This is a genomic window from Neochlamydia sp. S13, assembly GCF_000648235.2.
Classification (GTDB): domain Bacteria; phylum Chlamydiota; class Chlamydiia; order Chlamydiales; family Parachlamydiaceae; genus Neochlamydia.
Map to the genome: position 1 here is coordinate 1,694,442 of NZ_AP017977.1, position 15,603 is coordinate 1,710,044.

Annotated in this window: 19 protein-coding genes and 1 tRNA gene; 12 read left to right on the top strand and 8 right to left on the bottom strand. The window is 38.7% G+C overall.

Annotation, left to right across the window (positions count from 1 at the left end):
- Positions 1-30: 30 nt before the first annotated feature.
- Positions 31-267: a hypothetical protein gene (locus TY21_RS06485; protein ID WP_042242449.1), complete on the bottom strand. Its 237-nt coding sequence runs from the start codon at positions 265-267 to the stop codon at positions 31-33.
- Between the two features lie 309 nt (positions 268-576).
- A complete protein-coding gene (locus TY21_RS11320; RefSeq protein ID WP_042242447.1) occupies positions 577-987 on the bottom strand; it encodes a hypothetical protein in 411 nt (136 codons plus the stop codon).
- 1,410 nt (positions 988-2,397) lie between these two features.
- Between TY21_RS11320 and TY21_RS06495 the strand changes: the two genes are divergently transcribed.
- Positions 2,398-2,643 (top strand): hypothetical protein, encoded by a 246-nt coding sequence (locus TY21_RS06495; protein ID WP_042242438.1) that lies wholly within the window; start codon positions 2,398-2,400, stop codon positions 2,641-2,643.
- A complete protein-coding gene (locus tag TY21_RS06500) occupies positions 2,640-2,900 on the top strand; it encodes a type II toxin-antitoxin system RelE/ParE family toxin (protein ID WP_042242435.1) in 261 nt (86 codons plus the stop codon). The genes TY21_RS06495 and TY21_RS06500 overlap by 4 nt, the downstream gene beginning before the upstream one ends.
- Positions 2,901-3,498: 598 nt before the next feature.
- Here the strand turns inward: TY21_RS06500 and TY21_RS06505 are convergent.
- Complete coding sequence (locus TY21_RS06505) at positions 3,499-3,828, bottom strand: toprim domain-containing protein (RefSeq protein ID WP_042242430.1); 330 nt, start codon at positions 3,826-3,828, stop codon at positions 3,499-3,501.
- A 91-nt stretch (positions 3,829-3,919) separates the two neighbouring features.
- Between TY21_RS06505 and TY21_RS06510 the strand changes: the two genes are divergently transcribed.
- From TY21_RS06510 to TY21_RS06520, 3 genes are all read left to right on the top strand, one after another.
- Positions 3,920-4,444 carry a DUF6155 family protein gene (locus tag TY21_RS06510; RefSeq protein ID WP_042242428.1) on the top strand — a complete coding sequence of 175 codons (525 nt, stop codon included), beginning with the start codon at positions 3,920-3,922 and terminating at the stop codon, positions 4,442-4,444.
- Positions 4,445-4,574: 130 nt separating this feature from the next.
- Positions 4,575-4,853 (top strand): calcium-binding protein, encoded by a 279-nt coding sequence (locus TY21_RS06515; protein ID WP_079979963.1) that lies wholly within the window; start codon positions 4,575-4,577, stop codon positions 4,851-4,853.
- Positions 4,854-4,957: 104 nt separating this feature from the next.
- Entirely contained in the window at positions 4,958-5,815 is an 858-nt protein-coding gene (locus TY21_RS06520) for an NUDIX domain-containing protein (RefSeq protein ID WP_052354585.1), read from the top strand.
- A 238-nt stretch (positions 5,816-6,053) separates the two neighbouring features.
- Here the strand turns inward: TY21_RS06520 and TY21_RS11480 are convergent, their stop codons facing one another.
- On the bottom strand, positions 6,054-6,383 hold the full coding sequence (locus tag TY21_RS11480; protein ID WP_232044344.1) for a tyrosine-type recombinase/integrase: 330 nt from the start codon (positions 6,381-6,383) through the stop codon (positions 6,054-6,056).
- Between the two features lie 124 nt (positions 6,384-6,507).
- Complete coding sequence (locus tag TY21_RS11485) at positions 6,508-6,780, bottom strand: hypothetical protein (RefSeq protein ID WP_052354583.1); 273 nt, start codon at positions 6,778-6,780, stop codon at positions 6,508-6,510.
- 519 nt (positions 6,781-7,299) lie between these two features.
- Between TY21_RS11485 and TY21_RS06530 the strand changes: the two genes are divergently transcribed.
- Both TY21_RS06530 and TY21_RS06535 read left to right on the top strand, forming a co-directional pair.
- Positions 7,300-7,689 carry a type II toxin-antitoxin system RelE/ParE family toxin gene (locus TY21_RS06530; RefSeq protein WP_042242423.1) on the top strand — a complete coding sequence of 130 codons (390 nt, stop codon included), beginning with the start codon at positions 7,300-7,302 and terminating at the stop codon, positions 7,687-7,689.
- Entirely contained in the window at positions 7,673-7,981 is a 309-nt protein-coding gene (locus tag TY21_RS06535; RefSeq protein ID WP_042242421.1) for a helix-turn-helix domain-containing protein, read from the top strand. The genes TY21_RS06530 and TY21_RS06535 overlap by 17 nt, the downstream gene beginning before the upstream one ends.
- 276 nt (positions 7,982-8,257) lie before the next feature.
- On the opposite strand, the gene TY21_RS06540 is transcribed toward TY21_RS06535, so the two are convergent.
- A tRNA-Ile gene (locus tag TY21_RS06540) sits at positions 8,258-8,331 on the bottom strand.
- Positions 8,332-8,759: 428 nt separating this feature from the next.
- On the opposite strand from TY21_RS06540, the gene nusB reads away from it, so the two are divergent.
- From nusB to TY21_RS06560, 4 genes are all read left to right on the top strand, one after another.
- Positions 8,760-9,272 (top strand): transcription antitermination factor NusB, encoded by a 513-nt coding sequence (nusB, locus tag TY21_RS06545; protein WP_042242419.1) that lies wholly within the window; start codon positions 8,760-8,762, stop codon positions 9,270-9,272.
- A gap of 4 nt (positions 9,273-9,276) precedes the next feature.
- Complete coding sequence (gene murB / locus TY21_RS06550; protein WP_042242418.1) at positions 9,277-10,167, top strand: UDP-N-acetylmuramate dehydrogenase; 891 nt, start codon at positions 9,277-9,279, stop codon at positions 10,165-10,167.
- A complete protein-coding gene (locus TY21_RS06555; protein ID WP_042242416.1) occupies positions 10,164-11,018 on the top strand; it encodes a PHP domain-containing protein in 855 nt (284 codons plus the stop codon). The genes murB and TY21_RS06555 overlap by 4 nt, the downstream gene beginning before the upstream one ends.
- A 68-nt stretch (positions 11,019-11,086) precedes the next feature.
- Positions 11,087-12,244 carry a folylpolyglutamate synthase/dihydrofolate synthase family protein gene (locus TY21_RS06560; protein ID WP_158623037.1) on the top strand — a complete coding sequence of 386 codons (1,158 nt, stop codon included), beginning with the start codon at positions 11,087-11,089 and terminating at the stop codon, positions 12,242-12,244.
- A 13-nt stretch (positions 12,245-12,257) separates the two neighbouring features.
- On the opposite strand, the gene cydB is transcribed toward TY21_RS06560, so the two are convergent.
- Complete coding sequence (gene cydB / locus TY21_RS06565; protein ID WP_042242411.1) at positions 12,258-13,289, bottom strand: cytochrome d ubiquinol oxidase subunit II; 1,032 nt, start codon at positions 13,287-13,289, stop codon at positions 12,258-12,260.
- Entirely contained in the window at positions 13,286-14,689 is a 1,404-nt protein-coding gene (locus tag TY21_RS06570) for a cytochrome ubiquinol oxidase subunit I (RefSeq protein ID WP_042242408.1), read from the bottom strand. Before TY21_RS06570 ends, cydB begins: the two co-directional genes overlap by 4 nt.
- A 111-nt stretch (positions 14,690-14,800) precedes the next feature.
- Here TY21_RS06570 and folP point away from each other — a divergent pair, with 111 nt between their 5' ends.
- Positions 14,801-15,595: a dihydropteroate synthase gene (gene folP / locus TY21_RS06575; protein ID WP_042242405.1), complete on the top strand. Its 795-nt coding sequence runs from the start codon at positions 14,801-14,803 to the stop codon at positions 15,593-15,595.
- Positions 15,596-15,603: the final 8 nt, after the last annotated feature.

Consider the following 15,603-nt stretch of genomic DNA (forward strand, 5'->3'; position numbering starts at 1 on the left):
AAAAACTTGAGAAGTGATGGGTTGTATGGATCAATTTGATGAGAAGGAGTACAGAAATCCTTCTTTTTGGGTGTCGCCTGCATCTTGTATAGATAACCGATAGTCTGGCCTGGGGTTGCCCTGCGAAAGATAATCGTTAAGGATAGCTGCTTGTGCCCTTTCCCGCTCATCAATATTGTCGCAATAGCGGATTAGGAAGATAACCCCTAGCTTACTGTTTATCTGGAACTTTTTTTCCAGACCTCTGATGCGGGTGTTGAATTTCATTTAGCCTCCACAATTTCTAGCCGCTTTTCGATATCCTGAAGCTCCTTAAATTTGATTAGATGCCCTATGATGTCATTGGCAAGATTTCTTTGCAGAAAGGATTTTCAACATCCAGCAATTTGACTAGCCTATCCACTACCTTTACGGAATGGGCTTTTAAGGGTTGCACAGCATTTTCAGCGATAAGATTGCGCAGTCGGTTCAATTCTGCTTTGAAACTGAGTCTTTGATCCATTCGTAGCAAGTTTGACGGGCAATCTTAGCTTGTTGGCATCCTTCACTTTCAGAAGGAGTTGCTACAAGAAATGGCTATGCCTTGAGTCGTCTTTCTGCTAGTCCGGTTTTATTAGATGTGACAGACGTCAAGTAAACGGACTCTTCCATCTTCTGAAGCATGCGAGCATTTGAAAGTTGAAGTTTTGCAACTTTGCGCACTGGGTTTTCTGTTACCCAGCCCCATTCCTTAAGCATTATGGTAAAAATATGGGACAGGCTAGAAATATACCAAATGGCTGCTGTTGGCGAACGGGTCTTTCCTGGTTTTATTTCTTCTGATAGGAGCAAACTTTTCTTTCCTGCGACCAGGCTTGATTTGATGCAATCCAGGCTGTAATTACCAAGCTGGCGTTTCCACCCTAGCAAGTGGCGCTGGACGTTCTTGGCATCTTTTGGTTTCCGGAGCAAAATCGACTTGATGTACCTGTCGATAGCTTCACTCAAAGGGTGCTTTTAGGCTTCAACTTTGTCGAAATAGCGGTCTTTTTCGACTTCTATGTTGGTATCGCTTTTTCACTTTTTGGCTCATATTAATGAGCTGAATGTTTTGGTGATTGGCGCATGGCCCTTGGCTCTGACGCGTGCTCGATAGCTTACACTGCCGTCACTATTCTTACGTTCATCTATCCCTTTCACAGCAGAACCCTTTTCTTCTTGGTTATTGTTAGGATTAACTGTTGCTAGTGATGAAAAATTGATTGTACTTAGTTGTGTTGTTTTGCCAGTGAGTGGTCCACCAGTAGTCCAAACGGCATTCTTTTCCTCTTCATCTAAATGGATGTAGCTAGAAGATCCTGCTTGACGCATATTTCTAAGCAAGTTTATAAAAAGTGGGGCAACCTGGACTTGAATCAGGGACCAACGGGTGATGAGGGCGGGAGAATACCGACATATCCGATATCAATCAGCCGCTAGGAGCACTAGCGGTAAAGGATTTAAGACCAAAAAGCTATTGAATTTTGCGGGATTTTTCTGGGGAAATCTGCATGTCAGTGAACCGCTAGTGAACCGTGTAGTTTTATTTAACGAATAGGACAAGTAAGAACCTTGAGGAAAGTATACCGCTAATCCGCTACGAGAAATAGCTGCTTCATCGGATTTTTTAATTAAGATTTTTTCTGATATTAGTCCTACCTGAATCGATATTTCTTTCCATTGATCTAAGAAATTTCTTTACAAGTGATATCTACATAATGAAAAAAAGCTTTGTTGGCGATAAATATGACAAAATAGACCTAAACCGCCTCCCAAATAAGTTCCTACAATTTCTCCTAGAGGATGAGTTATTTTAGTAACCCCTTGTTCATTTTGTCCTGAAAGGCTAAGAAACTCTTTCCCAAAGATTTCATGATAGCTATCACGGTTGATTAAATTTGTAATAAACCATAATTTGCCAATCAATTTATTGAGACGAACTGATATTTTGCTATCTCGAACAGAAGTACATATTAAAATTTTACGAGGTTGAGACCCATCTTCTTGATCTAAATAGGCAGTTTTCCAACGCCAAGGAAAGCAATACTCTTTTAATTTTCCTGTAAATGTACTCCAAGCAGTGTAGGAATGTGAATGTATAAGGTAGACTCAACAACTTTCGAGTAGTTTGAAGTTCCAAAAAATGACATATCATAACAATAACCAGTTCTTCTAATTCCTTTTAAAACATCATTATTTCCAAAGACGCCTCTTTCCTGAGCATAAATACTAAATTCTCAGTCATTGCCGTAAATTTTCATATAACCTTCTCAATCTTATAAAAGCATAAATATATCATATTTAATAATAAGCAACAGATGTAAATAATTAATTGCACAGTTTTCTGTGTTTCTGTATAATAAATTTAGGAGGTGATTTATGACTAATCCACATAAAGCCCGTTTAACTTTGGACATGGATCCCAACGAGCATGCCTATTTGAAGATGGCTTGCGCTAAACTAGGGGTAACCATGCGTCAATTCATGCTTCTTGCGACCTTTGAGAAGATGGAAAAAATCGAAGATGAGTGGCTCGCTGAAAAAGCTCATCAAACTCTAAAAAGAATTGAATCCGATGAGGAAAAAACATCTTCATGGAGGAAGGCTAGAGAGCGTTTAATGTGAAATACGAAGTCGAAATCTCAGAAAGTGCAGAAAAGTTTCTCGAAAAAGTTCCAAAGAAAGATCGTTTAAGAATCCTGGAAAAAATCGATACATTAGTAGATGATCCGATGCCTTCAGGAAGCATTAAATTGCACGGCCAGAAAACTCTTCTGTATCGCATACGTTCCGGTGATTATCGCGTTGTCTACTCCATTAAGAAAGATGTGTTAATCATTTTGGTTGTTGAGATTGGACATAGACGAGAAGTGTATCGCTAATTTTGAAAGACAGCTGCCTGCTTGCCTCCAATTGATATGTTGTATAGGATTAAAGGGGGTATTTGCCCATAGGCGGTTGATGCTTTCTCTTGAGAGATCTGCTGGAAATTTTTTGTATAATTCCATTCTAGATTTATGCTCAAACGCTTGTAAATGGATGATTTCTTGTGCTAAAATGACAATAAATTATTCTAATTATGTGAGTGATGTGCTATGAAATGCAACGCTGAACTAAATGCTCGCTAAAAGAAGATTATGACTTATCTTCTCTCTTGTCGCACGGTTAAGGAAGCTGCTCAGAAAGCAGGTATTCGACTTGCAACCGTATTCAAATGGCTGAAAGACCCATTATTCAAGGCTGAACTCGATCGTTTAAGAGAAAAGGTTATTTCTGACGTCGTGGATAGGCTTAAAGTGTATTGCATGCAGCTTGTCATGTCAAAGATCGAAATCCACTAATGATGCCCTCCACAGCCTTTGCATGTAAAAATGTGGGACCCAATCTTCTGTTGAGGCCTTAATGCTTCGGGAAGACCTTGCAAGATCCATTGGCGTAAATCAATTTTATGGTCTTTTAAGGCATCTCCGAAACTTTCCCCTAAGGGAGCTCTGGCCAAAGCTTCGATTGCTTATAGTTGCCCTTGATCTTTCTAATAAATTTAGCCCCAGCAGCATCCACATCAGGACAAATCAGAAAAAGTAAGGCTTTTCGTATGAGATAATCAGTATAAAGATCAAGTGGCTGAGTTGATCCTCCAGTGGCAATGCAAAAGCAGAGATCGGCAGCAAACTGTTGAATCAAGATAGCGTCAAATTCTGATTCCAAGATGATAGCCACTCTTTTATTGATATCGCCATATGCCAAGTATTGAGATTTATTGATGAAAATAAGATGGCACTGTGCCGCCAGTGTGCTACCAAATTTCATTTTCTGGCAAATCGCAAAAAAAAGTAGTTGCCGCAGGAATTTTCTCTTGATAAAATGTCTTTTTCTATAAATAGCAAAACCTGCTTTATATATGACAATAAAAAAATTAAAAGAACACCTGCAAAAACAAGATCAAGACTCCTTACTAGATGAAATATTGACGCTTTACAAAACTTTTGACTTTGTAAGGAAATACTATGATTCTCGTTTAGAACCTCGTGCACCCTCTGATATAGCGCAAAAATACAAGAAAATTTTGGAAGAACAGTTCTGCCCCAAAAAGGGTTTTCCTAAGCTTAAATATTCAGTGGCAAGAAAAGCTATTAGCGATTTCAAAAAAGTGTGTGCTGATTATCTAAGTATTCTTGATCTTCAGCTCACTTATGTTGAATATGGGGTTAAATGCACCTTAGATTATGGTGATATTGACGAACGATTCTATAATAGCATGGAAAGTATGTTTGAAAAGACCCTGAAAGACATGGAAGAGTATGGAGCCCTAGAAAATTTTCAAAAACGTTGTTTAAATATTCGTGTTCAAACTCAAGATATGGGATGGGGGTTTGGAGACGCCATTGAGGGTTTATATAAAGATTTTTTTGAAAAAAGCAGTTAAATTCCTTTTATAACCACACTTTCAGTGCACTAAAATCTATGTTGCCTGTAGAAATGGTTCATTAAAAATCAGAAAAAAATGGAAACAAAAATTTAAAGAATTTAATCAAAAAATTGAAGATCGCATTGGATTGGAAATTATCGTAGCTGCTTACAATGAGTCGGAACGAGCTATGGGATGGTATTACTACTTACAAGATACGATGACTATACCGTTTAAGGCTAAGTGTATCCAATCAGTCAGTACATCTCCGCTGAAAATAGATGAAATTATTGAGATTATTGGCATGAACGACGAAGAAAACTGCGAATACGATATGTTTGTACAAGTGAAATGGAAAGACAAAGAAACACTTGGTGTACCATTGAAGCAGCTCAAAGGTATTAATGTTGATGATAAAACCAAGTAAGCGTTAGATGATGGGTCTTATTGGATTTCTCAAGGATATTGCTTTTAATCAACCCCTCTTGCTTATCATCCAAATCATTGCTTGGAGAGGATAAATCAGATAAGATGAATCAAATCGTTAGACATGGAGCTTATGGAGTTATATTTCAAGATTCCAAAATCCTCCTCACTCAAAAGAACTCAGGACCTTATGAGGGATTATGGGGACTTCCTGGAGGTGCTATTGAATTCGGTGAAACGCCAGAAGCAACACTTAAACGTGAGCTATTGGAAGAATCTTCTATAGCCATTTCTAAGTTAGAATTTTTAAGTGTAGCGACCTCTACTGGCAACTACGATAATAACGGTGTTCCATATGGATTCCATCAAGTTGGCCTTCTTTATAAAATATTAGGTTGGGAGAAACAGCCAGGTTTCGTGCCTCAAGAAGAAAACCGTTGGGTTAGGCTCACTGACATCCTTCAAAAGGAATTAACTCCATTTGCTCTTCATGCGATCTATAATCTACCAACAAGTAAAATATGGAGGCCTCATAACAGGATTAGGGGCAAGGTAATAGGTCTTGCAAAACACGAAAATCGATTGCTTGTCTGCGAGGTACTTAATGATGATGGCGTATTAAAAGGATGGGGCCCCATCGGAGGTGGTATTGAATTTGGTGAAAGTGCTGAAGAGGCTCTAAAGCGCGAAATTTATGAGGAGCTTGGATGTAATCTCGTCATTACAGGTGAACCTATATTCTGCGAAAACATTTTTGAACATCATGGGATTAAAGGACACGAAATTATTTTTGCCTTTCTCATTAAGCTTTCAGATGAAACCATCTACACGAAAAATCGTTTTCAGATTTATGAAGATAGAGGAAGTGCTCACTGGGTAGAATGGATTCCACTTGATCGGTTTGAAAGAAGCGAAGCCATATTATTTCCTTCAATTATAGTAGACAAAATCGCAGAGATCTAAAATCACTTGATTGCAAGAACTTCAATAAGTGTGTCGATTTGTTTAGAGGGTATTAATCGCTAAAAATCGATACAAAATTGCTCTTGATATGAGCGCACATGCTTTACAAAAGATCCAGGCGAGGTGATGTAATCCTTAATTGATGCTTCGCTATGAAAGTACCTTGAATAGGTATTTCTATTCGAGTAGTAAGCCGTTAAACCCGTTTCAGGATTAAATATAGAATCCTTGTCTTGTGCTAAGGTGTGAGGGCATTTCTTTTTAAATAATGAGATCGAAGAAGTTCACAAACTTTTCCTACTATAGAAATACTTCGAGTTCTGCCCTTCTTTGTCTCTTTTAGGTAGATCTCTTGTCGATCAAAATTAATACAATTCCATGTTACTCTCAAAATCTCTCCTCGTCTCATCCCTGTAGTAATGGCCAAAAGCATAACAGGCAACAAATGTTCATTACGGCTATTTTTACATTCTTCTAATAGTGCAAGACATTCATCAGAAGATGCAATTCTATCCCTTCCTTTTGATTTTTTAAATTTAGTTACTCGTAAGCATGGGTTATCAGTCATCCAACCGCATTCACGAATACCAGATGCCCATGACAGTTCAAAGCAGGGCCAAATAGCGATTGACAGTAGCAGGACAGCTTTTAAGGTGTTTTGATGTTGTCCCTTCAGAAAGCTCCTGACGACATTAAGCAATCAAATCAGGTGAAATTTTTGGTACACTATATTTGCCAATTTTATCATGCCACCAAGCAAGATGCCGCTGCATATTCCGAGCTTCTTTAGACTTTCTAGGAAGAACAATTGTTATGTAGCGATCAATAAGATCGACTAGAGTCTGCTTGCCTTTTTCTTTGTCTATAGGACCATAACCTTGTCGCCTACGTGCTTCTTCTAGTTTGGCCCAATGCTTGGCCTCTTCTTTTGGAGGAAAGGTTTTAAGATTTAGGAGGAAAGCCATCGCTTTGACGGAGCATACTTTATAGCTGAGGGCTCCATTTTTGAGGACGTTTTTGAATCGTTGCCATTTAGCTCATGCTCCATTTTGAGTGGTTAGCGTGAGCAACGACAAGATCACTTTGATGATAATTGCTGTGATTTGCTGAGGTGTATAGAGTCTTAGTGTGCCACCTGTGTGCCACGACCTATTTTAGTAACTTGGGTTTAATGATTGAATGTAATCATCGTAAACCTTAAGGGCGGTATCTCAATAAGTTATAAAAAGAGGGGCAACTTGGACTTGAACCAGGGAACAACAGGTTATGAGTCGCCTAACCTTCCACAAACCAGCATAAATGGCAATACATAGGCACAGCAAAATCAGCGGTTTGAGAAAACACTGATTGCGCTAGTTTGCGTAATTTTACTCCAGGTTTTTCCAGTCAAGTGCGTAAAATTTGCATTAAAAACGAGAGAGTATCGCTTTTCTCTTGACAGTGTACCACCAAAATGTTACGCTGGTAGATAAATGAGGATGATAATGAAGCAATGGATTGCTTACGAAGGAACCGAATTTACGATTGAGTGGTTTTATGATCATAAAGGACATAGCCAAGCACTTGGATACTTCAAAGAACAACCGAAAGATAAACAGAGAAAACTGCTCAACCTTTTCCGTTTAATGGGAGATCAGGGAAAAATCTTCGACGAAACGAAATTTAGAAATGAAGGAGATGGGATCTACGCTTTTAAGCCACAACCTGATCGTTATCTTTGCTTTTTCTTCAAAGGCAAGAAAATTATAGTGACGAACGCTTTTATCAAAAAAACGCAAAAACTTCCACAAGGTGAAAAGGATCAAGCGTTAAAAGCTTATCAAAGTTATGAGAAAAGAGTAAAAGAAGGAGGCTATTATGAAAAAGAAAGCTAAGTCTACATATGAGGAATTCATCGAAGATGACGAACAAAAAGATTTACTGGATAAAGAATACAAAGAACTCCTCTTGTCTGAACTATTGATCGCCGCCATGGAACACGATCATATTTCTGTGAGAAAACTAGCGGCTGCTGCTGGTGTTTCTCCAACAATTATTCAGGGACTAAGATCTGGATCAAAAAAAAATATAACAATCGATACCCTGTCAAAAATTTTAGATGCTGTAGGATATCAAATTATTTTTGCTCCAAAGCATGAAACTGGAAAGCGATTAAAATCAGCGTAAACCAATCCTATGAATCGAGAATCAACGCCTTATAAAGCCTTGTGTACTGAATTCTATGAACTCGATAAGCCATTCGCTTCAAAAGAGGCGTTGGAATGGTATTTAGAATATGCCAAAGAGGCAAATGGACCCATACTTGAACCTATGTAAGAGTAGTGCCTTGTGCTGCTTTATTCCAGCCTCATGCAGTCGAGTGCGTAAAAAATGCGTAATGGCAAGGTTGCCTAACACTTGCGCAATAGCAAAAAGACTGTTGTGGAGGTATTGCGAAAAAAGTGGGGCAACCTGGACTTGAACCAGGGACCAACGGGTTATGAGTCCGTTGCTCTAACCAACTGAGCTATTGCCCCTAAGAAGTGAGTAGCATAACAAGGAAGATTTCATAAATCAAGTATTATTCAAATTTATTTGCTTTTAATAGCTAAATTCTACTTCCTCTCCCTTCATTTTTTTTCTCACCAGCAAGTAAAAAATGACTTATAGTGGTGACTAGAAGCTCAATATTGAATTAAAGCAAGGGTGCCTGTATCCTTTGACAATCAATTTTGAGCAATTTGAGCAAGAAATCAGACAAACAAACTACGTTAAGCCTATACAAATTGGGAAAGGAATATTTTCAGTCCCTATAGCCACAAGGATAATCTTTTGCTCGCATAGCTTTAAACTTATAGCCTTTATTTTAAGAGAATCACGAACATTTAGGGCAGAGATATTCTTAGTGATGCAATTGATGTTTATGAGCTAATCTTGTAGACTTAATCTCAAAAAGGAAACTGCAATGGCTCTTCCCCTACAAAAATTACGTGAAATTATTTTTCAGATGCTATACAGCTATGATATTGGAAAAGCTCATCAACAAGATATGATTGAGCTAATGATGAAAGAGTTAGCCGTTTCTCGCGCTTCGGTTATTATGGCTCAACAGAAAGTGGAGGAAATACAAGCTATCCAAGAGGAAATTGATGGAATGATTGCAGGTGCTTCTTTTTCTTATGCATTTGATCGTATTCAAACTGTCGAGCGTAATATTTTGCGTCTAGGAGTTTATGAACTTTTCTTTGCAAGCAATATTCCCCCTAAGGTTGCTATAAGCGAAGCAGTCAGAATGTCAAGAAAATTTAGTACTCCCGAATCAGCAAATTTTGTTAATGCCGTTTTAGATACTTTGTACAAAGCACGAGCTGGTGAAGAAATAGACCTTCAAAAAATCTATAAAACTATTGAAGAAATGACTCAAAGCGAGGAAAAATCTAGCAGCCTTCCTTTAGAAAAAGAAATGGCTGAGGAATGATACCGTGAATGATGATAAGCTATCTTCAAAGCTTCAAAATAACAAGCTGCTAAAAAGCGTATGCACCTTCGGGATTGGAGGTGCCGCCCAGTATTATCGAGAAGTCCATACGATTGAAGAGATGCAAACAACCCTTATTTATTGCCATACCCGTCGTCTTCCTTTTTTTATTTTAGGGAAAGGATCTAACTGCCTCTTTGATGATCGTGGATTTGCAGGCCTTGTGATTCACAATAAGATTGATTTTAAACATCAACAGCCAGAGGGAATCTTTCATGTAGGTGCAGGCTATAATTTCTCATTACTGGGTTCCCAGACTGCAAGAGAAGGCTGGTCAGGCCTAGAATTTGCCTCTGGGATACCTGGGAGCGTGGGTGGTGCTGTTTATATGAATGCAGGTGCAAATGGGAAAGAGACGCATGATTCTTTAAAATCCGTGGATTTTATCAATCAGCAGGGAGAATTAAAAACTTTTTGCAAAGAAGAACTCACTTATGCTTACCGTACCTCTATCTTTCAATCAATTCGAGGAGCAATTGTAGGGGCTACCTTTCAATTAACCCCTTCGACCCAGGCGCGTCAAAAGCAAATAGAAATCATTAGTTATCGTAAGCAAACGCAGCCTTACAGCAATAAATCAGCAGGATGTATTTTTCGCAATCCTGATTGCCATTATGCGGGGGCTCTAATAGAAAAAGCTGGTTTAAAAGGTATCCATGTGGGAGGAGCGAAAGTTTCTGAAATTCATGCTAATTTCATCGTTAATACGGATAATGCCACCTCTCAAGAAGTTTTAAAACTTATTGAGCACATAAAAGAACAGGTAAAAATTCATTGCAAGGTCGAGTTGGAAAGTGAAGTACGCTATATTCCTTATGAAGTGGAACGCGCATGAAAGAGTTTAGAGCAGATCTTCATTGTCATACTACTTGTTCTGATGGAACCTCTTCACCGGAAGATGTCATAAGAATGGCCGCAGAACTAGGCTTATCCGGCTTATCCATTACTGATCATGATACTATTGATGCATATAGCCAAGTCCTGCCTCTAGCACAACAGCTAGGCATGGAAATCATTCCGGGCGTAGAATTTTCTTCTTTTCAAGGGGAGGTAAGCGTGCACGTTTTAGCCTATTCTTTTCCTATCGATAGCCCTATTATTAAAGATTTTTGTAAAAAACATGTGGAAAGGCGCCTTCATCGCAATCGCGAAATTTTAAAAAAACTTGCCGCCCATGGATTTCCTTTAGAGGAAGAAGATGTGTTAGCAGCTATTGCAGGCAAAGTTTTAAATGCTAGCAGAACGATAGGCAGGCCTCATATTGCTTTAGCTATGCTTAAAAAAGGCTATATTCATTCTATCCCTGAGGCTTTTAATAAGTATTTAGGTGAAGGAAAAAGCTGCTATGCCCCCGGTGAATATTTTACATTGGAAGATACCATTAACATTATTCATCAAGCCAAAGGGCTGGCTATCATTGCCCATCCTCATCTTGTGGATCATCCCCCCACTTTAAAAAAGCTTTTGGAGATGAATTTTGATGGAATAGAATGTTATTACGCTAAATTCAATCAACAAGCTCATAAGCGTTGGCTTAAAATAGCTAAACATCGCAAATGGTTAATTACTGGCGGCTCAGATTATCATGGTGCCCTTAAACCCCATATACCTTTAGGCTCTTCCTGGGTTGCCAAAGATTATTTTGATATCCTAAAAGAACATTTTGATAAAGTTTCCTTAAATTAATGGCTACCAATTTCTCCTCCTATAAAGAATTAATCAAAAAGCTTTTTAGCATTAATAAGCATGGAGGAATGAAACTGGGGTTAAATAATATGTGTAGGCTACAGAGGGTTTTAGACTTTCCTACTAGCCACTATCAATGCATCCATGTAGCAGGATCTAATGGCAAAGGCTCGGTAACTACAAAAATAGCTAAAGCTTTAGAAGCTGAAGGACACCGTGTAGGTCTATTTACTTCTCCCCATATTTCAACTTTCCGTGAAAGAGTAAAAATTAATGGCCAGCTTATTGATGAAGAGACCACTAAAACCCTTCTAGACAAAATATTTACAAAAATTGCAAACGAGCAAATCCCTGCCACCTTTTTTGAAATCACCACTGCTCTAGCTTTGGCTTATTTTGCCCAGAAAAAGGTAGAATATGCTGTCTTAGAAGCTGGATTAGGAGGCCGGCTAGATGCCACCAATATTGTTATTCCTAGGCTCTCTATTATTACCTCTATTAGCCTTGAACATACAGAGTATTTAGGACAAACGGTCGAGGAAATTGCTAAGGAAAAAGCGGGAATTATTAAACCTGAAGTCCCTGTTATCATTGGCCCACGCGTTCCTAGGCCTGTTATTGAAGAGATCGCCAAGCTGCAAAATAGCCCTTTAACTCAAGTAGCAGGTAATTTTAGTAATTTTGATGAGGAAAATAGCGCGATTGCTAGGGCAGCTTTGCAAACACTTGCTGTCTCTGAAAATTCTCTGCAGCTAGGCCTTAAAGCATTGCCGGCTTGCCGTCTTGAGCTTGTCTGCCAGGCCCCCCCTACACTTCTTGACGTAGGACATAATCCTGACGGCCTCATTCATCTTTTTAAGGCTATTAGGCAAAAGTACCCACACATGCCCCTACGAATTATTTTTGGTTTATCCAAGACTAAAGACGTAGAGGGTTGCTTAAGAGTTCTTAAAGAATATGGAGAGCACTTTCATTTGGTAGAAGCTTCTAATGGTCGCGGCATAGAGGTTGGCGCCCTCTACCAAAAAATGATCGAGCATCACTTTCCTTTAAGCTCTATCTCTATTGACGCTACTATTTCTTATACCACTCAAAAAGCCCTGCTTCTTGCCAAGCAAAATCGACAAGTTTTAATTATTTGTGGCACTTTCTTTATTATGCGAGAAGTACGTGCCAGCTTGAAAATAGAAGAACCTATGGATGATTATGATATCAATGAAAAATAGTCATTTAAATCTTTTAGTAACTTGTAGGATCTAGCTTTACTTTACCATAGAAAACTTTATAAATAACAATGGTGTAAGCTATCACTAGAGGAACTCCTATAACCGCTATTAATAATAAAATCTCCAAGGTTTTTGCTGAAGACGAAGAGTTATAAATGGTTAAACTTAAAGCCTGCGGGTCGTTAACAGCGCGCACTACTGCTGGATAGGTACCCGCTCCATACAGACCCATTAAACATATTATATTTCCACAAGAAGAAAGGAAAGCCCAACCGTCACGCCCTTTGGAAATTTCTCTAGGGATATTGGCAATCAAAAGCATATTGATAACGGCAATGATAAAAAAATCTTTGCGATTCTTAACGCTTTCAGCCATATGAGGAAAATAAATTAAAGTAGCGACGGTAGCAATGGCATAAAGAATTATAAAGAAAATGATTGCAGGATTGACCTTTTGACGAAGTCTATCGTGCAAGGACCCTTCTGTCTTCATCACCAAATAAATAGCTCCATGCATCATAAATAATGCTAGTGTCATCATGCCTACCAAAAGAGCATAAGGATGCAATAATGTCTGAAATGTGCCTATAAACTCTCCGTTCTCATCTAAAGGAATTCCTACAATCAGATTGCCTATAGTTATTCCTAAAGTTAAAGAAATAATTACACTAGCTATAGTAAACATGCTGTCCCATGTCCAACGCCACCATGCCATAGGTTGCTTACTACGAAATTCGATAGCGACGGCACGGAAAATTAGCCCTGTAAGTAAGATCATAATAGGAGTATAAAAGGCTGAACATAAAGTGGCATAAACTTGTGGAAAGCCGGCAAAAAGAGCTCCACCTGCGGTCACTAGCCAAACTCCATTTCCATCCCACACCGGAGCTATGGAATTGAGAATGATGCGTCGCTCGTAATCATTCGCGCCCCATAGATGCATCATTCCTACACCTAAATCAAATCCATCTAAAATAGCATAGCCAGTTAAAAGAATAACAAAAACCATGAACCATATAACTTGTAAATTTTCTAAAGCAATCATTCCTTTTCCTTATCTTGGGTAAAAACGTCTTGGACAAGCACATATTGCTGATGATAGAGAGTAGAGACATCTCCAACCGCGGGGTCCATAGGACCCTCTTTAAACTTTTCATTGAGCATGTAAACAAATAGAATAAATAACAAGGTATAAACAATACCAAACAGAATGATCGAACCTAATACTTGCTCAGCTACCACAGATTTAGAAAGACCCTCAGAAATTCTAAGCAAGCCCTGCACAATCCAAGGATATCGTCCCATCTCAGCCGTTACCCATCCTGCCTGGTTACCAATTTGAGGAAAAAGAGAAGATGCCACAAGAAGACGGAGCACCCATTTTTTCTGAAATAAGCTTCCTTTACGCCACAAATAAATAGTTAATAAAGTAGTCATTATCATACAAGCCCAAGTGGCTATCATAAGATGATAAGTTTGAAAAACCACCGATACGCGTGGCCAATCTTCGCGGGGAATAATATCTAAGCCTTTCACCTCAGCATTAAAATCACGAAAAGTTAAAAGGCTTAATAGATAAGGAATTTTAAAACCATAATCTAAGGTTTGTGTCTCGGAATTGGGGATGCCCCAAATAGATAAGGGTGCCCCTTTTTGAGTCCTGTAAAGGCCTTCTATTGCGGCCAACTTAGCGGGCTGATATTTAGCAATTATACGAGCGCTCGTATCCCCTGTTATTAATTGTAAAATGCAGGCAACCAGCGCCACACTCAAGCCAATCTTTAAAGAATTTTTAGCAAATTCATGATGGCGATTCTTTAAAATATAATAAGCGGCTAAGCTGATCACCAAAAAAGCTCCTGCCAGCCAGCATCCAATAATAGTATGAAATAAGCGAGTCATAGAAGAGGGATTAAAAACCATCGCCCAAAAATCGGTAATCACTGCCCGCGCTTTGATTCCCTCTCCCTCAATCACAAATCCAGCAGGAGTCTGCATCCAGGAATTGGCCACTACAATCCAAATAGCACTAAAATGAGCACCCAAACAGACCATCCAAGTAGCAAAATAATGCATACGCGGACTTACACGATTCCATCCAAAAAGAAGCAATGCTAAAAAACCTGATTCTAAAAAGAAGGCAAAAACTCCTTCTGCCGCAAGGGCACTCCCAAATACATCTCCTACAAAACGTGAATAATTGGCCCAATTTGTGCCAAATTCAAATTCCATCACTATTCCAGTAGCTACCCCCATAGCAAAAGTTAAAGCAAAGACTTTAGTCCAAAATTTGGCCATTTCCAAATAGATGGGATTTTTAGTTTTTATATAGATCCCTTCCATAATAACTAGTATAAGGCCTATGCCAATACTTAGAGGAGGGTAAATATAATGAAACATAATGGTCAGAGCAAATTGGAACCGCGCTAGTATTTCTACATTCATTTATAAACCTTCGCTTTGTTTTAAGATAAACTCAGCTTAATGAAATAAAAATTTTCATCAAATAAAAAACCTAATGTTGTATGCTTTTATAAATTTTACTGAGGTAATTGAATGAGCAAAACACAACTCATGGGCATTTTGAACGCTACCCCTGATTCATTTTATGATAAAAGTCGTTTTTTTGAGATGACTTCAGCGGTGGCACGAGGACATCAGATGGTAGCTGAGGGGGCCGACATCTTAGATGTGGGAGGTGAATCTACGCGTCCAGGAGCTCCTGCAGTTTCCTTAGAAGAGGAAATAAAAAGAGTAATTCCCCTGATTAGACATCTAAAACAAGAGCTATCTATCCCTATTTCTATTGATACTATGAAACCTCAAGTGGCTGCCAAAGCCATCGAAGCGGGAGCTACCTGGATAAACGATGTAGGAGGCTTTCGCGATTCAGCTATGCGTGAAATAGCGGCTTCCGCAGGAGTAAAATTATGTGTCATGCATATGCAAGGCACTCCCCAAACCATGCAAAAAGCTCCTAGTTATGAAGCATCTATTATCGATTATTTAAAATATTGGTTCTCTAATGTTATCAATACATTAATTCAGTCGGGAGTTAAAGAGCATAATATTGTCTTAGACCCAGGCATTGGCTTTGGAAAAACCGTTGCCCATAATCTTGAAATCATACACAATCTGGCAGAGCTTAAGAAGCTAGGATTTCCTGTCTTAATTGGAGTTTCGCGAAAGTCTTTCATGGGCAAGATACTTAACAGATTGACAGATGAGCTATTACCCGCAACCTTGGCAATCAATTCGGTTGCCATCCTTTCCCATGTAGATTTTATTCGTGTGCATGATATCCAAGCACACCGCGATATCATTGATTTATTAAGTGTTTATAATAAGTAAATAAAGCT

Excerpts from the sequence above, each read along its gene's own strand:
- TY21_RS06485 (WP_042242449.1), bottom strand. The coding sequence starts at position 267 with ATGAAATTCAACACCCGCATCAGAGGTCTGGAAAAAAAGTTCCAGATA.
- TY21_RS06495 (WP_042242438.1), top strand. The coding sequence starts at position 2,398 with ATGACTAATCCACATAAAGCCCGTTTAACTTTGGACATGGATCCCAAC.
- TY21_RS06505 (WP_042242430.1), bottom strand. The coding sequence starts at position 3,828 with ATGAAATTTGGTAGCACACTGGCGGCACAGTGCCATCTTATTTTCATC.
- TY21_RS06510 (WP_042242428.1), top strand. The coding sequence starts at position 3,920 with ATGACAATAAAAAAATTAAAAGAACACCTGCAAAAACAAGATCAAGAC.
- TY21_RS06520 (WP_052354585.1), top strand. The coding sequence starts at position 4,958 with ATGAATCAAATCGTTAGACATGGAGCTTATGGAGTTATATTTCAAGAT.
- TY21_RS11480 (WP_232044344.1), bottom strand. The coding sequence starts at position 6,383 with ATGACTGATAACCCATGCTTACGAGTAACTAAATTTAAAAAATCAAAA.
- TY21_RS11485 (WP_052354583.1), bottom strand. The coding sequence starts at position 6,780 with ATGGCTTTCCTCCTAAATCTTAAAACCTTTCCTCCAAAAGAAGAGGCC.
- TY21_RS06530 (WP_042242423.1), top strand. The coding sequence starts at position 7,300 with ATGAAGCAATGGATTGCTTACGAAGGAACCGAATTTACGATTGAGTGG.
- TY21_RS06535 (WP_042242421.1), top strand. The coding sequence starts at position 7,673 with ATGAAAAAGAAAGCTAAGTCTACATATGAGGAATTCATCGAAGATGAC.
- nusB (WP_042242419.1), top strand. The coding sequence starts at position 8,760 with ATGGCTCTTCCCCTACAAAAATTACGTGAAATTATTTTTCAGATGCTA.
- TY21_RS06555 (WP_042242416.1), top strand. The coding sequence starts at position 10,164 with ATGAAAGAGTTTAGAGCAGATCTTCATTGTCATACTACTTGTTCTGAT.
- TY21_RS06560 (WP_158623037.1), top strand. The coding sequence starts at position 11,087 with ATGAAACTGGGGTTAAATAATATGTGTAGGCTACAGAGGGTTTTAGAC.
- cydB (WP_042242411.1), bottom strand. The coding sequence starts at position 13,289 with ATGATTGCTTTAGAAAATTTACAAGTTATATGGTTCATGGTTTTTGTT.
- TY21_RS06570 (WP_042242408.1), bottom strand. The coding sequence starts at position 14,689 with ATGAATGTAGAAATACTAGCGCGGTTCCAATTTGCTCTGACCATTATG.
- folP (WP_042242405.1), top strand. The coding sequence starts at position 14,801 with ATGAGCAAAACACAACTCATGGGCATTTTGAACGCTACCCCTGATTCA.